At 57.7% G+C, this 16,991-nt stretch carries 14 protein-coding genes, 4 tRNA genes and 1 pseudogene; 14 read left to right on the top strand and 5 right to left on the bottom strand.

The genetic code is table 11. The features are described from left to right. Window positions 1–69: 69 nt before the first annotated feature. On the top strand, window positions 70–480 hold the full coding sequence (locus C4J83_RS19340; RefSeq protein WP_106578850.1) for a PA0061/PA0062 family lipoprotein: 411 nt from the start codon (window positions 70–72) through the stop codon (window positions 478–480). Here C4J83_RS19340 and C4J83_RS30540 read toward each other — a convergent pair. Further along, window positions 477–638 carry a hypothetical protein gene (locus tag C4J83_RS30540; protein ID WP_164487950.1) on the bottom strand — a complete coding sequence of 54 codons (162 nt, stop codon included), beginning with the start codon at window positions 636–638 and terminating at the stop codon, window positions 477–479. The two genes, C4J83_RS19340 and C4J83_RS30540, sit on opposite strands and share 4 nt — an antisense overlap. 211 nt (window positions 639–849) lie before the next feature. On the opposite strand from C4J83_RS30540, the gene C4J83_RS19335 reads away from it, so the two are divergent. Beyond that, window positions 850–1,512, top strand: coding sequence for a peptidase C39 family protein (locus tag C4J83_RS19335; RefSeq protein ID WP_119735666.1), 663 nt, complete (start codon window positions 850–852; stop codon window positions 1,510–1,512). Window positions 1,513–1,651: 139 nt separating this feature from the next. Here C4J83_RS19335 and pbpG read toward each other — a convergent pair whose 3' ends face one another. The 3 genes from pbpG to folD all read right to left on the bottom strand — a co-directional run bounded on the left by pbpG (window position 1,652) and on the right by folD (window position 3,981). Then, entirely contained in the window at window positions 1,652–2,575 is a 924-nt protein-coding gene (pbpG, locus tag C4J83_RS19330) for a D-alanyl-D-alanine endopeptidase (protein WP_106578962.1), read from the bottom strand. Window positions 2,576–2,767: 192 nt separating this feature from the next. Next, window positions 2,768–3,058, bottom strand: coding sequence for a hypothetical protein (locus tag C4J83_RS19325; protein ID WP_124417933.1), 291 nt, complete (start codon window positions 3,056–3,058; stop codon window positions 2,768–2,770). Between the two features lie 68 nt (window positions 3,059–3,126). Beyond that, complete coding sequence (folD, locus tag C4J83_RS19320; RefSeq protein ID WP_106578848.1) at window positions 3,127–3,981, bottom strand: bifunctional methylenetetrahydrofolate dehydrogenase/methenyltetrahydrofolate cyclohydrolase FolD; 855 nt, start codon at window positions 3,979–3,981, stop codon at window positions 3,127–3,129. Window positions 3,982–4,256: 275 nt separating this feature from the next. Here folD and C4J83_RS19315 point away from each other — a divergent pair. The 10 genes from C4J83_RS19315 to C4J83_RS19270 all read left to right on the top strand — a co-directional run bounded on the left by C4J83_RS19315 (window position 4,257) and on the right by C4J83_RS19270 (window position 13,849). After that, window positions 4,257–4,333, top strand: a tRNA-Arg gene (locus C4J83_RS19315). A 32-nt stretch (window positions 4,334–4,365) separates the two neighbouring features. After that, window positions 4,366–4,441, top strand: a tRNA-His gene (locus tag C4J83_RS19310). A 56-nt stretch (window positions 4,442–4,497) separates the two neighbouring features. After that, window positions 4,498–4,582: transfer RNA gene (locus tag C4J83_RS19305), tRNA-Leu, on the top strand. Between the two features lie 77 nt (window positions 4,583–4,659). Further along, window positions 4,660–4,735: transfer RNA gene (locus tag C4J83_RS19300), tRNA-His, on the top strand. Between the two features lie 566 nt (window positions 4,736–5,301). Then, window positions 5,302–6,612 carry a trigger factor gene (tig, locus tag C4J83_RS19295; RefSeq protein WP_106578847.1) on the top strand — a complete coding sequence of 437 codons (1,311 nt, stop codon included), beginning with the start codon at window positions 5,302–5,304 and terminating at the stop codon, window positions 6,610–6,612. Window positions 6,613–6,703: 91 nt separating this feature from the next. After that, on the top strand, window positions 6,704–7,339 hold the full coding sequence (gene clpP, locus C4J83_RS19290) for an ATP-dependent Clp endopeptidase proteolytic subunit ClpP (protein ID WP_083357884.1): 636 nt from the start codon (window positions 6,704–6,706) through the stop codon (window positions 7,337–7,339). Between the two features lie 112 nt (window positions 7,340–7,451). Then, window positions 7,452–8,735, top strand: a complete 1,284-nt coding sequence (gene clpX, locus C4J83_RS19285; RefSeq protein WP_017136464.1) for an ATP-dependent Clp protease ATP-binding subunit ClpX — start codon at window positions 7,452–7,454, stop codon at window positions 8,733–8,735. Window positions 8,736–8,924: 189 nt separating this feature from the next. Further along, window positions 8,925–11,321, top strand: coding sequence for an endopeptidase La (lon, locus tag C4J83_RS19280; RefSeq protein ID WP_119739770.1), 2,397 nt, complete (start codon window positions 8,925–8,927; stop codon window positions 11,319–11,321). 148 nt (window positions 11,322–11,469) lie between these two features. Further along, the gene (locus C4J83_RS19275; protein WP_003174819.1) at window positions 11,470–11,742 is read left to right on the top strand and encodes an HU family DNA-binding protein; all 273 of its coding nucleotides are present in this window, start codon (window positions 11,470–11,472) and stop codon (window positions 11,740–11,742) included. A 232-nt stretch (window positions 11,743–11,974) separates the two neighbouring features. Then, window positions 11,975–13,849: a SurA N-terminal domain-containing protein gene (locus C4J83_RS19270; RefSeq protein WP_106578844.1), complete on the top strand. Its 1,875-nt coding sequence runs from the start codon at window positions 11,975–11,977 to the stop codon at window positions 13,847–13,849. A 51-nt stretch (window positions 13,850–13,900) separates the two neighbouring features. On the opposite strand, the gene C4J83_RS19265 is transcribed toward C4J83_RS19270, so the two are convergent. After that, window positions 13,901–15,076 carry an MFS transporter gene (locus C4J83_RS19265; protein ID WP_124417932.1) on the bottom strand — a complete coding sequence of 392 codons (1,176 nt, stop codon included), beginning with the start codon at window positions 15,074–15,076 and terminating at the stop codon, window positions 13,901–13,903. A 117-nt stretch (window positions 15,077–15,193) separates the two neighbouring features. Between C4J83_RS19265 and C4J83_RS19260 the strand changes: the two are divergent. Together C4J83_RS19260 and C4J83_RS19255 are read left to right on the top strand one after the other, a co-directional pair. Continuing rightward, window positions 15,194–16,094, top strand: a pseudogene (locus C4J83_RS19260) (LysR family transcriptional regulator). 89 nt (window positions 16,095–16,183) lie between these two features. Then, window positions 16,184–16,990 carry a DUF2242 domain-containing protein gene (locus tag C4J83_RS19255; protein WP_124417931.1) on the top strand — a complete coding sequence of 269 codons (807 nt, stop codon included), beginning with the start codon at window positions 16,184–16,186 and terminating at the stop codon, window positions 16,988–16,990. Window position 16,991: the final 1 nt, after the last annotated feature.

Raw genomic sequence — 16,991 nt, 5'->3', positions numbered from 1 at the left:
TCTCCCATCGGACGCGACACATTTGTACGCCGTCCAACGTTTTTTTCTGATGTCCTTTGGAGCCCTGCCATGTCACTTAAACCGTTGTTGTTGATTCCAGCCCTTGGTGCTGTTTTGTTGTTGTCGGCCTGCGCCGGTCCGATTCCCAAGGCTGACCCGAGCGAAGCCTGGATTGGTTTGAAAGAAGAGGCGCCGAACGACCTGATGGCCGAGCGTGTCGACGGCAAGCGCGTGGACGACGGGCGCTTTTTCGAGGTGACACCGGGTGACCATCGCCTGGATGTGACCTTATTCGAGGAGGAGGCAGGCGATGACAATCAGCAGGACTGCCAGGGCCGGGTCGAGTACAAGCATTTCCAGGCGGGTGAGCATTACACCCTGACCGAATCGAGCCTGGGCACCACCGTGCGTGCCGTCCTCAAGGACGGGCACGGCAAGGAAGTGGCAGCGACTCAAGACTTCAATTGCATGCCCGGCTAGGCGTGATGCGCTGCTGCCTTGGGGTGTTCGGCCGGTGCCGCGGGTTTGACGTGGGGGTGGTGATGCCGGCGAGTTACGCGCATGACCCCCCACAACATGGCGCTGGCTACCGCCAGCCAACCGCAGATCAACAGGAAAATCGTTGTTGCAAGGCTCATTAGGGCCTCCTTTCGCCCCGCAGGGGGCACACACAGTCTTCTCAATGGACAGTCTAGCTACCTGACGGTTGCCTGCTATTGACCAATGGTCGAGTCCATCCAACTTGTTTGCTCTATCCAGCGCATTTTACTGACGCCTCGGGCTATACCCGCCTTGCGGAGCATCCTATGATCAGGGCCCTTACCGGCAGTTGATCAAGAGAGTAAAAAATTGCGGTTACGGTCGAACGTTAAAACATCCCTGCTGCTGGCCTGCGCCCTGGGGCTCGCGGCCTGTTCCGGGCATCCGTCGAGGCTGGCGGGTCTGCCGGAGCGTGTCGAACTCAACGGCGTGCCGACCTTTCGCAGCGAGGCTTACCTGAGTGGCCCCTCGGCTTTAGCCAGCATGCTGTCGCAACAAGGCATTGTCATGACACCCGGTTTGCTCGATAAGCCCCTGCACTTGCCAGGCGGCGAGGCGGACCTGGAGCGCAACATGCAGGTGCTGGCGCGTGAATACGGGCTGATGGTGTATCCGCTGGACAACCAGCTGACGGCCGTGCTGGCGCAGGTGGCGGCCGGTTACCCGGTGATGGCGCGGATTAACCCGAGCTTTTGGTCTGGCACGCGCTATGTCGTGGTGGTGGGGTTCAATCAACAGAAGAGCACGGTGCTGTTGCGCTCGGGCATGGACCGGCGTTTGTTGATGAGCTTCAGCGACTTTGAGTCAGCGTGGAAGAGCGCAGGCAACTGGGCCATCCTGACTCAGCGCCCGAGCCAGTTGCCGGCGAATGTGGATGCGCAGCGCTGGCAGGCGGCGGCGAACGCCACCGCCCAAGCCGGCCAGGAGCAGGCGGCGGCGCAGGCGCTCAAGGTGTTGGCGGAAAGGAAGTAAAACTGCACAACGTCTGAAAATACTCTGAGCCCCATGTGGGAGCGGGCTTGCTCGCGAAAGCCGAGTGTCAGTCGATACATTCATGACTGATCCACGCGCCTTCGCGAGCAAGCCCGCTTCCACATTGACACTGTGGTGCCTAGCGACGCACTTCTGCGGCGTTAGGGCGGTTCTTCAGGTTTTTGTCAGCCTTGTAGCGCAGCGCTACGTCCGGCACTGAGCCGCTCTTGCCGGTTTCAACCCAGTTGCGAATACGCCCGGCATCGGCAAAGTGGGTGAACTTGCCAAAGGCATCCAGAATCACCAACGACACTGGGCGGTTACTCATGCTGGTGACCAGCACCAGGCAGTGGCCGGCCTGGTTGGTGAAACCGGTCTTGGTCAACTTGATGTCCCAGTTGGCGCGGTTGATCAGGTGGTCAGTGTTGGAGAAACCCAGGGTGTAGTTGGGTTTGCGAAACGACACGGTCTTCTCCTTGGTGGTGCTCAACTGACTCAGCATCGGAAACTTGCGCGCATAGGCCAGCAGCTTACTCAGGTCGCGCGCAGTGGACACGTTGTGAATCGACAGCCCGGTGGGTTCGACATAGTGCGTGCTGGTCATGCCCAGGGCTTTGGCCTTGGCGTTCATTGCGGCAATAAAGGCTGGATAGCCGCCTGGGTAGTGGTGGGCCAGGCTGGCGGCGGCGCGGTTTTCCGAAGACATCAGGGCAATCAGCAGCATTTCCTTGCGCGGCATTTCGCTGCCGATTTTCACGCGCGAGAACACGCCTTTCATTTCTGGCGTGTCTTTGATGTTGATGTCGATGTACTCGTCCATGTTCTGCTTGGCTTCAAGCACGATCAGGCCGGTCATCAGTTTGCTGACGGATGCGATGGGCACGACCACGTCGGGGTTGCTGGAATAGATGACTTTGTTGGTCTGCAGGTCAACCAGCATGGCGCTGCCGGAAGCGATCTGCAGTTTGGAGGTGTCGCGCGGCGCCAGAGTGGTTTCGGCTGCGTGCGCGAAGGTGCCTGTAAATACAAAAAATAGGCTGACAATAGAGAGACGAATTTTCACGCGGGTGAACTCGCTAAAAAGTAAGGAAATACCGTTCAGGAACGGGTTATATGACAAATGCCGTTACATTTTAGGAGTATGGATCAGAAAGCGATAGAGGCCTTTAAATAAAGGCTGTAAGCCGATGATTGGTCAGGGTTGTACTGATTTTTAGAAATCCTGCTAATCGCGCCAGCTTTTTTCAAAGCGGCTTTAGGCCGACGATTTCACCAGTGTGTGCCGGGTGAAGTTGCCCACAAAGTTAGGCAGGGTGCTTAAACATAAATAGCCCACTTTCAGGTCGAGCTCAAACGCTCGGTCATAGAGTGTTTCGATGAGGGGATCGGTGCTCTCCGGGCTGCGCGCCTGGTCCAGAGTGAACAGGCGTGTAAACGCGGTTCTGCCAGTGCCACCGGCGATAATGACGCCATCGTTGGAAGCGAGGCTGGCCAGGGGAGAGCATTGCGACCCGCTGAACAAGCTGCCAAGGCAGGTACGACGCATCGTCGTTCGTTAATTGCGCCCAATAAAAAGCCCCGCGATCAGGCGGGGCTTTTTATAACAGGCACTTATCAGTCGTGCAGTGTTTCTGCCGCGTACAAGGTGTTCTCCAGCAGGCATGCTCGAGTCATCGGGCCCACCCCGCCTGGCACTGGCGTAATCCAGCCGGCGCGGGGCAGGGCGGTTTCGTACACCACGTCGCCGACGAGCTTGCCGTCTTCCTGGCGGTTGATACCCACGTCGATGACGATGGCACCTTCTTTGATCCACTCACCTTTGACCAAGCCGGGTTTGCCGGCAGCCACGACTACCAGGTCGGCGCGGCCGACATGGCCAGCGAGGTCTTTGGTGAAACGGTGAGTGACGGTCACGGTGCAGCCAGCCAGCAGCAACTCCATGGCCATCGGGCGCCCGACAATGTTGGACGCGCCGACCACGACGGCATCGAGGCCGTACAGGTCGACACCGGTGCTTTCCAGCAGGGTCATGATGCCTTTCGGGGTGCACGGGCGCAGCAGCGGGATACGCTGGGCCAGGCGGCCGACGTTATAAGGGTGGAAACCGTCGACGTCTTTGTCGGGGCGGATGCGCTCAAGCAGTTTGGAGGCATCCAGGTGCTCGGGCAGTGGCAGCTGCAGCAGGATGCCGTCGATGCCCGGGTCGTCATTGAGGCTGTCGATCAGGTCGGTCAGGGCCTGCTGGGTGGTGTCTTCCGGCAGGTCGTAGGCCTTGGAAATAAAGCCGACCTCTTCACAGTCTTTACGCTTGTGCGAGACATAAACCTGAGAGGCAGGATCGCTGCCGACCAGGATCACCGCGAGGCCAGGCGTGCGCAGGCCTTGCTGGCTACGCTCGGTGACTCGTTTGGCGATCTGCTGGCGCAGGCTGGCGGCGATTGATTTGCCGTCGATAAGTTGTGCAGTCATTACGCGTGATTAACCATCGAGAGGGGGAAGAAAAGTGCGCGCATTCTCGCATGCCAAGACGTGAGGGCAAAGGCGCTTGGTCTGCAAATTGCCCTAACCCCTTAAATAAAATGAATTTTTTTCAAAAAAGATTTGACGGGTTTCCGAGGCGTCTATACTATTCGTCGCACTTGTCGGGCACAGCCTAGCACTGGTTAAGAAGGTCGAGCACAATTGTTGTCGTGCAAGGCTGGAAGCACTTAGTTTGTAATCCTCCAAGAGTACAGATTAATCAGGCGCCCGTAGCTCAGCTGGATAGAGCATCCGCCTTCTAAGCGGATGGTCGCAGGTTCGAGTCCTGCCGGGTGCGCCATTAGGCAGCTTTGGCACAAGTAGCGCTATATGGTGGGCGTAGCTCAGTTGGTAGAGCACGGGATTGTGACTCCCGTTGTCGAGGGTTCGATCCCCTTCGTCCACCCCATATTTTAAAAGGCGCCAGATTAATCATCTGGCGCCTTTGCTTTAAGAGCTTCAAGCGCGGATGTGGTGGAATTGGTAGACACACTGGATTTAGGTTCCAGCGCCGCGAGGCGTAAGAGTTCGAGTCTCTTCATCCGCACCAATTAAAGCTTTGCATCGCCGTCACGGGATGCGAAGTTCGACAAAGAAGATGGTTGAGTTCTTTGTTAATGCAATATGGTGGGCGTAGCTCAGTTGGTAGAGCACGGGATTGTGACTCCCGTTGTCGAGGGTTCGATCCCCTTCGTCCACCCCATATTCAGAAAAAGCGCCAGATCAATGATCTGGCGCTTTTTTTTGTGCTCAGAATTTCCTGTCTGTCGACGCTGTGGCTTGACGCCAAGAAAAAGCAAGCATTCTCAATGCCTTGGCGTTAGAATCGTTGCCGGTTTTGAGCGTGTAGAACTGATTCCCGGCTCTTTCGGGGTCAGTGCAGCTATTTAATAGCGAATAACGGCGCAGTACCTGAAAAGGGCTGTGCCGTTTTTGTTTAAGTGTCTTGAGTTTCCAGGGTGGGGCGTTTCGTCGTATTTGTGTTTCTCGATGCTGCTGCCGCGCCCTTCGGCCTTGCGTGCAAGGTCGGTCGCCAAGGTTGGGCGTCCACGCTCTTCTATATATAGAAGGCTGATGCAGAGCCTCGGCGTGATGAGCTGTATTTGCTAACGGGATGAAGTGCATGCGTGCACTTGAACCTATAAATGGCCTGCTGTTTTTCTACCCGTTTTCAGTAGGGTGACTTCTTGAGTTTGACCCACTAGAATGCATGCCCTTGATTCTGGGGTCGGAAACGGCCGGCTAACGTCTGTGCAACGAGGAATATCCATGCAAGTTTCTGTTGAAAATACTACTGCTATCGAGCGCCGCCTGAGCATCACCGTGCCGGCAGAGCGTATTGAGACTGCGGTCAACAAGCGTCTGCAGCAGACTGCCCAAAAGGCCAAGATCGCTGGTTTCCGTCCAGGCAAAGTGCCAATGAGCGAAATCAAGCGTCGTTTTGGCGCCGATGCGCGTCAGGAAGCTGTAGGTGACGTGATCCAGGCTTCGTTCTACGAAGCTGTTGTCGAGCACAAGCTGAACCCGGCTGGCTCGCCTTCGATCGAACCTAAATCCCTGGAAGCCGGCAAAGACCTGGAATACGTTGCCGTATTCGAAGTGTTCCCGGAATTCACCGTTGCCGGTTTCGAAGACATCGCTGTAGAGCGCCTGAGCGCTGAAGTGGCCGATGCCGACCTGGACAACATGCTGGAAATCCTGCGCAAGCAGAACACCCGTTTCGAAGCGGTCGATCGCGCTGCTCAGAATGAAGACCAGTTGAACATCGATTTCGTTGGCAAGGTTGACGGCGAAGTATTCGCTGGCGGCTCCGCCAAGGGCACTCAGCTGGTGCTGGGTTCCAACCGCATGATCCCTGGCTTCGAAGACGGCCTGGTTGGCGCCAAAGCCGGCGAAGAGCGCGTTCTGAACCTGACGTTCCCTGCTGACTACCAGAACCTGGACCTGGCCGGCAAAGCCGCCGAGTTCACCGTGACCGTCAACAGTGTTTCCGAGCCTAAGTTGCCAGAGCTGAACGAAGAGTTCTTCGCTCAATTCGGTATCAAGGAAACCGGGATCGACGGCTTCCGCACCGAAGTTCGCAAGAACATGGAGCGTGAGCTGCGTCAGGCCATCAAGTCCAAGGTCAAGAACCAGGTCATGGACGGTCTGCTGGCCGCCAACCCGATCGAAGTGCCTAAGGCTCTGCTGTCCAACGAAGTGGATCGCCTGCGCGTTCAAGCGGTTCAGCAGTTCGGTGGCAACATCAAGCCTGACCAACTGCCGGCCGAGCTGTTCGAAGAGCAAGCCAAGCGCCGCGTCGTGCTGGGTCTGGTCGTGGCTGAAGTGGTCAAGCAATTCGACCTCAAGCCTGACGAAGATCGCGTTCGCGAAATGATCCAGGAAATGGCTTCCGCCTACCAGGAGCCAGAGCAGGTCGTGGCTTGGTACTACAAGAACGACCAGCAACTGAACGAAGTACGTTCGGTTGTGCTGGAAGAACAAGTTGTGGATACTGTTCTGCAGAAGGCTAAGGTGACCGACAAAGCGGTCTCTTACGAAGAAGCAGTCAAACCGGCGGAAGCAGCACAAGCCGACTGATTGTCCAACTCGTTCGAAATACAACCATAAGCCAGCCTCGCGCTGGCTTATGCGTTTTCAAGACATGACTATTTGGGAGTAACTGCAGAGCATGTTCCGTAATTCCTATATTCAGCAGAACTCTGATATCCAGGCCGCTGGCGGCCTGGTCCCGATGGTTGTCGAGCAATCTGCTCGTGGCGAACGCGCCTATGACATCTACTCGCGCCTGCTCAAGGAACGAGTGATCTTTCTGGTCGGCCCTGTAGAGGACTACATGGCCAACCTGATCTGCGCGCAGCTGCTGTTCCTTGAAGCGGAAAACCCGGACAAGGACATCCATCTTTACATCAACTCCCCGGGCGGTTCGGTGACGGCGGGTATGTCGATCTACGACACCATGCAGTTCATCAAGCCAAACGTGTCGACGACCTGCATCGGTCAGGCCTGCAGCATGGGCGCGTTCCTGCTCACCGCGGGCGCCGAGGGCAAGCGTTACTGCCTGCCTAACTCGCGCGTGATGATTCACCAGCCGCTGGGCGGCTTCCAGGGCCAGGCGTCGGACATCGAAATTCACGCCAAGGAAATCCTGTTTATTCGTGAGCGCCTCAACACGTTGATGGCCAAGCACAGCGGGCACACCCTGGAAGAAATCGAGCGTGACACCAATCGCGACAACTTCATGAGCGCGGAAGCTGCACGCGCGTATGGGTTGATCGACGCAGTGATCGAAAAGCGCCCCGCTTAATATAAGCACCTCAAAATAGGGCTGGTCGGCATGTCCGACCACCGGCGGGCTTGAAAAAGCCCGCATAAGCCTTCATCTTGTGTTGCAAGCCTATCGGATTTGGATCGAACGAATGACTGACACCCGCAACGGCGAGGACAACGGCAAGCTGCTCTATTGCTCCTTCTGCGGCAAAAGCCAGCATGAAGTACGCAAATTGATTGCCGGCCCCTCGGTGTTTATCTGCGACGAGTGCGTCGACCTGTGCAATGACATCATCCGCGAGGAGGTGCAGGAAGCTCAGGCCGAAAGCAGCGCGCATAAATTGCCTTCGCCTAAAGAAATCAGCGGCATCCTTGATCAGTATGTGATTGGTCAAGAGCGTGCAAAAAAGGTTTTGGCCGTAGCGGTGTACAACCACTACAAGCGCTTGAACCAGCGTGACAAGAAAGGCGACGAAGTCGAACTCGGCAAGAGCAACATCTTGCTGATCGGCCCTACAGGCTCGGGTAAAACCTTGCTTGCAGAAACCCTCGCTCGCCTGTTGAACGTTCCGTTCACCATCGCCGACGCCACCACCCTCACCGAGGCTGGCTACGTGGGTGAGGACGTCGAGAACATCATTCAGAAACTGCTGCAGAAGTGCGACTACGACGTAGAGAAGGCCCAGATGGGTATTGTCTACATCGACGAAATCGACAAGATTTCGCGCAAGTCCGACAACCCGTCGATCACCCGCGATGTATCGGGTGAAGGCGTGCAGCAGGCTCTGTTGAAACTGATCGAAGGCACGGTTGCTTCCGTACCGCCTCAAGGTGGCCGCAAGCACCCGCAGCAGGAATTCCTTCAGGTTGATACGCGCAACATCCTGTTCATCTGTGGCGGTGCGTTCTCCGGTCTGGAAAAGGTTATTCAGCAACGTTCCACGCGTGGCGGCATCGGTTTCGGTGCGGAAGTGCGCAGCAAGGAAGAAGGCAAGAAGGTGGGCGAGTCCCTGCGTGAAGTCGAGCCTGACGATCTGGTCAAGTTCGGTCTGATCCCGGAATTCGTTGGCCGTCTGCCGGTCCTGGCCACGTTGGACGAGCTGGATGAGGCTGCTTTGATTCAGATCCTCACCGAGCCGAAAAACGCCCTGACCAAGCAATACGCCAAGTTGTTCGAGATGGAAGGTGTAGACCTCGAGTTCCGTACCGACGCACTCAAATCAGTGGCCAAGCGGGCACTGGAGCGCAAGACCGGTGCACGTGGTTTGCGCTCGATTCTCGAAGGCGTTTTGCTCGACACCATGTACGAAATCCCCTCGCAGTCCGAGGTGAGTAAAGTGGTGATCGACGAAAGCGTTATCGAAGGCAAATCCAAGCCACTGTATATCTACGAAAACAGTGAGCCGGCTGCCAAGGCTGCACCTGACGCTTAAGCGTTTTGCAGTTGCAGTACAAGCAAGGGGCCTTTCGGGGCCCCTTCTTTTTTGGGGCTGTTTTTTGCAGCAGTTTTTTTAATTCGCGTTTATTCATGCGTTTAACTGCTGGCATTGAGCTTGTTTTTTTTGCATGCAGCCCCCATCTTGTTTTCAAGCTTACTTTTCAACTGTCATAGAGGCGAAATCATGAAGACAACCATCGAATTGCCTCTCCTGCCGTTGCGTGATGTCGTCGTCTATCCGCACATGGTTATCCCGCTGTTCGTGGGGCGCGAGAAGTCTATCGAAGCCCTCGAGGCCGCGATGACGGGCGACAAGCAGATCCTGCTGTTGGCCCAGAAAAATCCTGCTGATGATGATCCAGGCGAAGACGCCCTGTATCGCGTCGGTACCGTTGCTACTGTCCTGCAATTGCTCAAGCTGCCTGATGGCACCGTCAAGGTGCTGGTGGAAGGTGAGCAACGTGGTGCGGTCGAGCGTTTCATGGAGGTGGATGGCCACCTGCGCGCCGAAGTGGCGCTGATCGACGAAGTCGAAGCCCCTGAGCGCGAATCTGAAGTGTTTGTGCGCAGCCTGCTCTCGCAGTTCGAGCAGTATGTGCAGTTGGGCAAAAAAGTCCCGGCTGAAGTCCTGTCCTCTCTCAACAGCATTGATGAGCCAAGCCGCCTGGTCGACACCATGGCCGCGCACATGGCGCTGAAAATCGAGCAGAAGCAAGACATCCTCGAAATCATCGACTTGCCGGCCCGTGTTGAACACGTACTGGCTTTGCTGGATGGCGAGATCGACCTGCTGCAGGTTGAGAAACGCATTCGCGGTCGCGTGAAAAAACAGATGGAGCGCAGCCAGCGCGAGTACTACCTGAATGAGCAGATGAAGGCCATTCAGAAAGAACTCGGCGACAGCGAGGACGGCCACAATGAAATCGAAGAGCTGAAAAAGCGCATCGATGCTGCCGGCCTGCCAAAGGACGCGCTGACCAAGGCCACCGCTGAGCTGAACAAGCTCAAGCAAATGTCGCCAATGTCCGCCGAAGCCACCGTGGTGCGTTCCTACATCGACTGGCTGGTGCAGGTGCCATGGAAGGCTCAGACCAAAGTGCGCCTGGACTTGGCGCGCGCTGAAGACATCCTCGATGCCGACCACTACGGCCTCGAAGAAGTCAAAGAACGCATCCTCGAATACCTTGCCGTGCAAAAGCGCGTGAAGAAAATTCGTGGTCCGGTGTTGTGCCTGGTTGGGCCTCCTGGGGTCGGTAAAACGTCTCTGGCTGAGTCCATCGCCAACGCCACTAACCGCAAATTCGTGCGCATGGCCCTCGGCGGTGTGCGTGATGAAGCGGAAATTCGTGGCCATCGCCGTACTTACATCGGTTCGATGCCAGGAAGATTGATTCAAAAGATGACAAAGGTGGGCGTGCGCAACCCGCTGTTCCTGCTTGATGAAATCGACAAAATGGGCAGCGACATGCGCGGCGATCCAGCCTCTGCATTGCTCGAAGTGCTTGACCCCGAGCAGAACCATAATTTCAACGACCATTACCTGGAAGTCGACTACGACCTGTCCGACGTAATGTTCCTGTGCACCTCCAACTCCATGAATATTCCGCCAGCGCTGCTGGACCGGATGGAGGTGATTCGTCTGCCGGGTTACACCGAAGACGAGAAGATCAACATCGCCGTCAAATACCTCGCGCCTAAACAGATTTCAGCCAACGGCTTGAAAAAAGGCGAGATCGAGTTTGAGGTCGAAGCGATTCGCGACATCGTGCGTTATTACACGCGAGAGGCGGGTGTACGGGGCCTTGAGCGCCAGATTGCGAAGATTTGCCGCAAGGCGGTCAAAGAACACGCGCTGGAAAAACGCTTCTCTGTGAAGGTTGTCGCCGACTCCCTTGAACACTTCCTGGGTGTGAAGAAATTCCGTTATGGTTTGGCCGAGCAGCAAGACCAGGTAGGGCAGGTGACGGGCCTGGCGTGGACGCAGGTGGGCGGCGAATTGCTGACCATCGAAGCCGCCGTGATCCCGGGCAAAGGCCAGTTGATCAAGACCGGTTCGCTGGGTGATGTGATGGTCGAATCCATCACTGCCGCGCAGACCGTGGTGCGCAGCCGCGCCAAGAGCCTGGGGATTCCCCTGGACTTCCACGAGAAGCACGACACCCATATCCATATGCCGGAAGGGGCGACGCCCAAAGACGGTCCCAGCGCTGGCGTAGGCATGTGCACGGCACTGGTATCGGCACTGACCGGCATCCCTGTGCGAGCCGATGTGGCAATGACGGGGGAAATCACCCTGCGTGGCCAGGTATTGGCCATTGGCGGTCTTAAAGAGAAATTGCTCGCTGCACACCGGGGTGGTATCAAGACGGTGATCATTCCTGAAGAGAATGTTCGCGACTTGAAGGAAATTCCGGACAACATCAAGCAGGATCTTCAGATTAAACCGGTTAAATGGATTGACGAGGTCCTGCAAATTGCGCTGCAATACGCGCCGGAGCCCTTGCCAGATGTGGCTCCGGAGATAGTCTCGAAGGATGAAAAACGCGAGTCTGATTCCAAGGAAAGAATTAGCACGCATTAATGCGATTAAGCCGGGTGGCTTCCTTGACAGCTTTTTAGAGCCCTTGTTATAAAGCGGCTCTTAAGTGTCTGTAGGCCATTCAGCACTGGTTTTTGCTTTCACCAAAAAACTTAGAATCATACTCAATAGATATATAAGGGGACTTAGAGTGAACAAGTCGGAACTGATTGATGCTATCGCCGCATCCGCTGATATCCCGAAAGCTGCTGCTGGCCGTGCGCTGGACGCAGTAATCGAATCCGTCACTGGCGCTCTGAAGGCCGGCGACTCTGTAGTACTGGTAGGCTTCGGTACTTTCTCTGTGACCGACCGCCCAGCTCGCACTGGCCGTAACCCACAGACTGGCAAAGCACTGCAAATCGCTGCTGCCAAGAAACCAGGTTTCAAAGCCGGTAAAGCCCTGAAAGAAGCCGTTAACTAAGCTTCGCTCAAGCCTTACCTACCCGGGTCAGACGCAGGTCTGGCCTGGCAGCGGAGCGGCAGCTGACCCACGTATCCATCGGGTCGCCAGGGCTTGGGGTGTGGTTTCAAACCCCCGTCCGCTCCGCCAGTTACGAGAAGGCGCATCCTCGGATGCGCCTTTCTTCTATCCGGACTCTACCCACGCTCCACGGTTGCCTAATTTTTGAAGATCAACCGTTTCTGGGGGACGCATGCTGCAAAATATCAGGGACAATTCACAAGGCTGGATTGCCAAGACCATTATCGGGATCATCGTCGCATTGATGGCGTTCACCGGTATCGAGGCCATTTTTCAGGCTTCGACCAACAACAAACAGGACGTGGCCAAGGTCAACGGTGAAGAGATCACCCAAACCGAATTGAGCCAGGCCGTCGACATGCAACGTCGCCAGCTGATGCAACAGCTGGGCAAGGATTTCGATGCTTCCCTGCTGGACGAAAAACTGCTGCGCGATGCAGCCCTCAAGGGTCTGATCGATCGCAAACTGCTGCTGCAAGGTGCTGCCGACTCCAAGTTCGGCTTCTCTGAAGCGGCGCTTGACCAAGTGATCCTGCAGACGCCGGAATTCCAGGTGGACGGCCAGTTCAACGCTGAACGCTTTGACCAGGTGATCCGTCAACTGGGCTATAGCCGTATGCAATTCCGTCAGATGCTGACCCAGGAAATGCTGATCGGCCAGGTTCGCGCAGGTCTCGCCGGCAGCGGCTTTGTCACCGACGCTGAAGTGCTGGCATTCGCCCGTCTGGAAAAACAGACCCGCGATTTCGCCACCGTCAACATCAAGGCCGACCCTGCGGCGGTGAAGCTCACCGACGATGAGGTCAAGGCTTACTACGACCAGCACGCCAAAGAGTTCATGACCCCCGATCAGGTGGTTATCGACTATCTGGAGTTGAAGAAGTCTTCGTTCTTCGATCAGGTCACGGTCAAGGACGATGAGCTGCAGGCTGCCTATCAGAAAGAAACCGCCAACCTCGCTGAACAGCGTCGTGCCGCGCACATTTTGATTGAAGTCAACGACAAGACCACCGACGCGCAAGCCAAGGCCAAGATCGAGGAAATCCAGGCACGCCTGGCCAAGGGTGAGAAGTTCGACGCCCTGGCCAAGGAGTTCTCCCAGGACCCAGGTTCGGCCACCAATGGCGGTGACCTCGGCTTCGCGGGCCCTGGCGTCTACGATCCTGACTTCGAAACTGCCCTGTATGCCTTGAACAAGGACCAGGTGTCAGCGCCGGTACGTACCACCTTCGGTTGGCACCTGATCAAGCTGTTGGGCGTTGAAGCACCGCAAGTGCCATCGTTCGCCAGCCTGAAAGACAAGCTGACGCGCGAGCTCAAGACTCAGCAGGTTGAGCAACGTTTTGTCGAGGCTACCAAGCAATTGGAAGATGCGGCATTCGAAGCCTCCGACCTGGCTCAGCCGGCGTCTGACCTGAAGCTGACCGTGCACACCTCGGCGCCGTTTGGCCGTGAAGGTGGCGAAGGTGTTGCCGCCAACCGCGCGGTGGTCACAGCTGCATTCAGCCCGGAAGTGCTGGATGAAGGTGCCAACAGCACCGCCATTGAGCTGGACCCGGAAACCATCATTGTGCTGCGGGCCAAAGAGCATCTGAAGCCTACGCAATTGCCGCTGGAAAGCGTCTCTGCCGCTATCCGTGCGCAGATGACCAAGGAGCGCGCCAGCGCGGCTGCCAAGGCTCATGCTGACGAGTTGATCGCCAGCCTGCGTGATGGCAAAACTGCGCTGAACCAGCCGATCGACGGCCAGGCCTGGAAAGTTACTGAAGCGGCTACCCGTAGCCAGGAAGCGATCGACCCGGCCGTGCTGCAAGCCTTGTTCCGCATGCCCAAGCCTGCGAGCAAGGACAAGCCGACCTTCACTACCGTGACCCTGGCGGACGGTAGTCTGGTGATCGTGCGCTTGAACGGCGTCAACGAAGCCGCTGCGCCTACGGACGAAGAAAAGGCGCAATACCGCCGCTTCCTCGCTTCCCGTATCGGCCAGCAAGACTTTGCTGCCTACCGCAAGCAGTTGGAAAGCAAGGCTGACATCAAGAAATTCTGATGTCGGTTTGCAGTATAAAGCCCCCGCTCTGAAAGGACCGGGGGCTTTTTATTACCTGCTCTTCAGACTGGCGATCACGGCCAATAGCATCAGCAGCACAACCGCCCACGCAAAGGCACCGACGCCCCAGCCTTGAAGTAATACACCACCGACCAACCCGCCGCCGGCAATGCCAAGGTTCCACACCGTGACCAGCATCGACTGCGCTGCATCCGCCGATGCACCGGCCGCCTTGGCCAGTGCGGTTTGCAGCAACGCTGGCAGGCCGCCGAACGCCAGGCCCCATAGCGCCACGGCGGCGTAGACAACCCCTGGCGACTCGATCCAGAACGCCAGCGCCAGGGCGATCAAACCAAACAGCGCACAGCTGGCCACGAGCAACACCCGCAACCATCGATCAATCAATACGCCCGCCAGCCAGATGCTCAGCAGCGCGGCGAGGCCAAATACCAGTAGCACACGATCAATCTCGGCGGCGATTCCGGCGGGCCCCAGCAGTGGCGCCACGTAGGTATAGAGAATGTTGTGGGCCAGCACGTAGGTAAAGGTCACCCACAGCACCGGACGAATGCCTGGCAAATTCAGGACCTGGCGCAGCCCCAGCCGTTCTCCCACAGGTTCGCCGGCAAAATCCGGCAGCTGCCAGCGCGCCCAAATCAGCAGTAACAGCGTGAGCCCGGTCATGATTGCGAAACTCAGGCGCCAGCCGACGGTGGTGCCCAGGAATGTGCCCGCCGGCACACCCAGAGACAAAGCCAAGGGCGCGCCGAGCATCGCCACGGCAATCGCCCGCCCTTGCAGGTTTGGCGCAACCATGCGGCTGGCATATCCCGCCAGCAGCGCCCAGAGTAGACCGGCGAAGACCCCGGCGAAGAAACGTGCCACCAGAGTCACCCCGTAATGGCTGGAAAACGCTGTCACGCTGTTGACCAAAGCAAAGCCGCCGATCGCAATCAGCAGTAACGGCCGTCGTCGCCAGCCTCGGGTCAGCAGCGTGAGAGGAATGGCTGCGAGCAATGAGCCGAGGGCATACAACGTGACCAGCTGGCCCACCAGGGCTGGCGAGACGCCCAGACCGTCGCTCATCTGCGGCAGGAGCCCGGCGGGCATTGCCTCGGTGAGGATGGTGATAAAACCGGCCGAAGCCAACGCCAGCAAGCCACCCAGCGGCAGAGCCTGACATGGGTTGGCAGAGGCGGAATCGGTTAATGCAGGGCTGTTGCTCATCGCACGCTATCCATGAAGAAAGACAAGGAAGCAGGGTAGGGGGCTGTGAGCTGCGGAAAAACAGGCTAAGGTTCCGAACTTATCGGACACCCACGTCCGCAATTGATAGGTAGCCCATTGGACAGCCTGAGCAGTCTTTTCGGTATTCGTGCAGGTCGCGGAAACCCGCAGCTTCACCGCCGCTGGCCGTGTGCTTGGCGTGTCTTCCTCGGCGGTGGGCAAGAGCATCGCACGCACCGAGGAGCGCCTGGGTGTGCGCCTGTTTCACCGCAGTACGCGCAGCATCACCTTGACCAGCGAGGGGGCGTTGTTTCTCGAGCGTTCGCGACGGATTCTCGCCGAAGTCGAGGCCGCGGAGCAGGAGCTGACCGAGGCCACTCTCACGCCGCGCGGCAAGTTGCGGATCAGCGTGCCGCAGGTGCGTGGGCTGTTGATGCCGGTGCTCAGCGATTTCATGCGTGCGTACCCGGACATTGAACTGGATGTGGATTTTTCCGACCGCATGGTGGATGTGATTGAAGAAGGCTTCGACGCGGTGATTCGTACAGGCAGGCCGGAAGATTCGCGCTTGATGGCGCGTCATCTGGGGCACTACCGTTTGGTGCTGGTGGGGACGCCAGGCTATTTCGAGCAACATGGCACCCCGCAGCAGCCCCGGGACTTGACCGGCCACGCGTGCCTGCGCCACAAATTCTGCGCCACCGGCAAGCTGGAACCATGGCCATTGCGTCCTGTGCCAGGCGCCGTAGAACCCGTTTTGCGCACACCGTTGGTCAGCACCACCATTGAATCGCTCAACCATGTGGTGCACGAAGGCCTGGGCATCGCTTGCCTGCCGGATTACATGGTCAGGGACGCGGTGCAGCAAGGGCATTTGCAGCGGGTGCTGGATGACTTTCTCGAGCACCGCGGCAGCTTCTGGATGTTATGGCCAGCAAGTCGCCATGCCTCAGCCAAACTGCGCGTGTTCATTGACCATATGGGCGCCGGGCTTTTTCCTGCGGGCACCGTCCTGTAGGCCTGTGACGTTTTACCGACAGGAATGCGCGCGCCAGGACCCCGTTCTGTTGCACAATACCGCCCGGACTGTTTTCCTCAGGATTTTCGATGTCGACATCATTTCACTTGCGTAGCCTCGGGTTGGCGCTGGTGCTGGCGGGCGCCGCGGGCTGCTCGTCACCCAAGACCGCTATTTATGAACATGAGAATTTCGACGACTCCGGTACGTTCTCCCGTGATTACCCGGTCAGCGACGTGGCGGCCTGCGAAGCGGCGCGGCGTGCCCTGCTGAGCCAGGGTTACATCATCACCAGCAGCGATCCGAAGCTGGTCGTGGGTAACAAGAGCTTTCAGCAGACCGGCGAGACGCACCTGCAGATCAGCTTCAACGTGGTGTGTGCCGATGACGGCAAAGGCAATAACCACTCGACGATGTTTGCCAACGCCTTGCAGGATCGCTATGCGCTGAAGAAGGTCAACAACTCCGCAAGCCTCGGTGTGGGTGTGCTGGGCTCGGTGTCGATGCCGATCGGCTCCACCGATGACTCGATGGTCAAGGTGGCGAGCGAGACGGTCTCGGCGCCCAAGTTCTACGACCGTTATTTCGCGCTGGTGGATGTATTCCTGCCGCAGGAAGTGAAGAAGGCCGAGCATATCCCCGAGAAGCCCAAGGCTGACCTCGGTGTGCCGGAACCCAAGGCGGCGCCGGTAGCCGAGAAGGTCGAGGCACCGAAGGAAGAACCGGCAGCGCCGGCTGCTTCGCAAACGGTGACGCCGCCCGCCGAGACGACACCGATTGCACCCAAGGAAGAGCCGGCCCCGACCCCGGCAAGCGAGCCGGCCCCGGCGCCGACCAATCCGAGCCTGCCGGCGCCGACAGAGGCGATTCCGCCGCTGCCCACGCCCGCGCAGTAAC

The sequence above is a fragment of the Pseudomonas sp. LBUM920 genome, assembly GCF_003852315.1.
Classification (GTDB): Bacteria; Pseudomonadota; Gammaproteobacteria; order Pseudomonadales; family Pseudomonadaceae; genus Aquipseudomonas.
This window is presented reverse-complemented; position numbering and strand designations above follow the sequence as displayed.

Bases quoted from the DNA above. Each gene is read 5' to 3' on its own strand.
- C4J83_RS19340 (WP_106578850.1), top strand. From the start codon at position 70: ATGTCACTTAAACCGTTGTTGTTGATTCCAGCCCTTGGTGCTGTTTTG.
- C4J83_RS30540 (WP_164487950.1), bottom strand. From the start codon at position 638: ATGAGCCTTGCAACAACGATTTTCCTGTTGATCTGCGGTTGGCTGGCG.
- C4J83_RS19325 (WP_124417933.1), bottom strand. From the start codon at position 3,058: ATGCGTCGTACCTGCCTTGGCAGCTTGTTCAGCGGGTCGCAATGCTCT.
- folD (WP_106578848.1), bottom strand. From the start codon at position 3,981: ATGACTGCACAACTTATCGACGGCAAATCAATCGCCGCCAGCCTGCGC.
- tig (WP_106578847.1), top strand. From the start codon at position 5,302: ATGCAAGTTTCTGTTGAAAATACTACTGCTATCGAGCGCCGCCTGAGC.
- clpP (WP_083357884.1), top strand. From the start codon at position 6,704: ATGTTCCGTAATTCCTATATTCAGCAGAACTCTGATATCCAGGCCGCT.
- clpX (WP_017136464.1), top strand. From the start codon at position 7,452: ATGACTGACACCCGCAACGGCGAGGACAACGGCAAGCTGCTCTATTGC.
- lon (WP_119739770.1), top strand. From the start codon at position 8,925: ATGAAGACAACCATCGAATTGCCTCTCCTGCCGTTGCGTGATGTCGTC.
- C4J83_RS19270 (WP_106578844.1), top strand. From the start codon at position 11,975: ATGCTGCAAAATATCAGGGACAATTCACAAGGCTGGATTGCCAAGACC.
- C4J83_RS19265 (WP_124417932.1), bottom strand. From the start codon at position 15,076: ATGAGCAACAGCCCTGCATTAACCGATTCCGCCTCTGCCAACCCATGT.
- C4J83_RS19255 (WP_124417931.1), top strand. From the start codon at position 16,184: ATGTCGACATCATTTCACTTGCGTAGCCTCGGGTTGGCGCTGGTGCTG.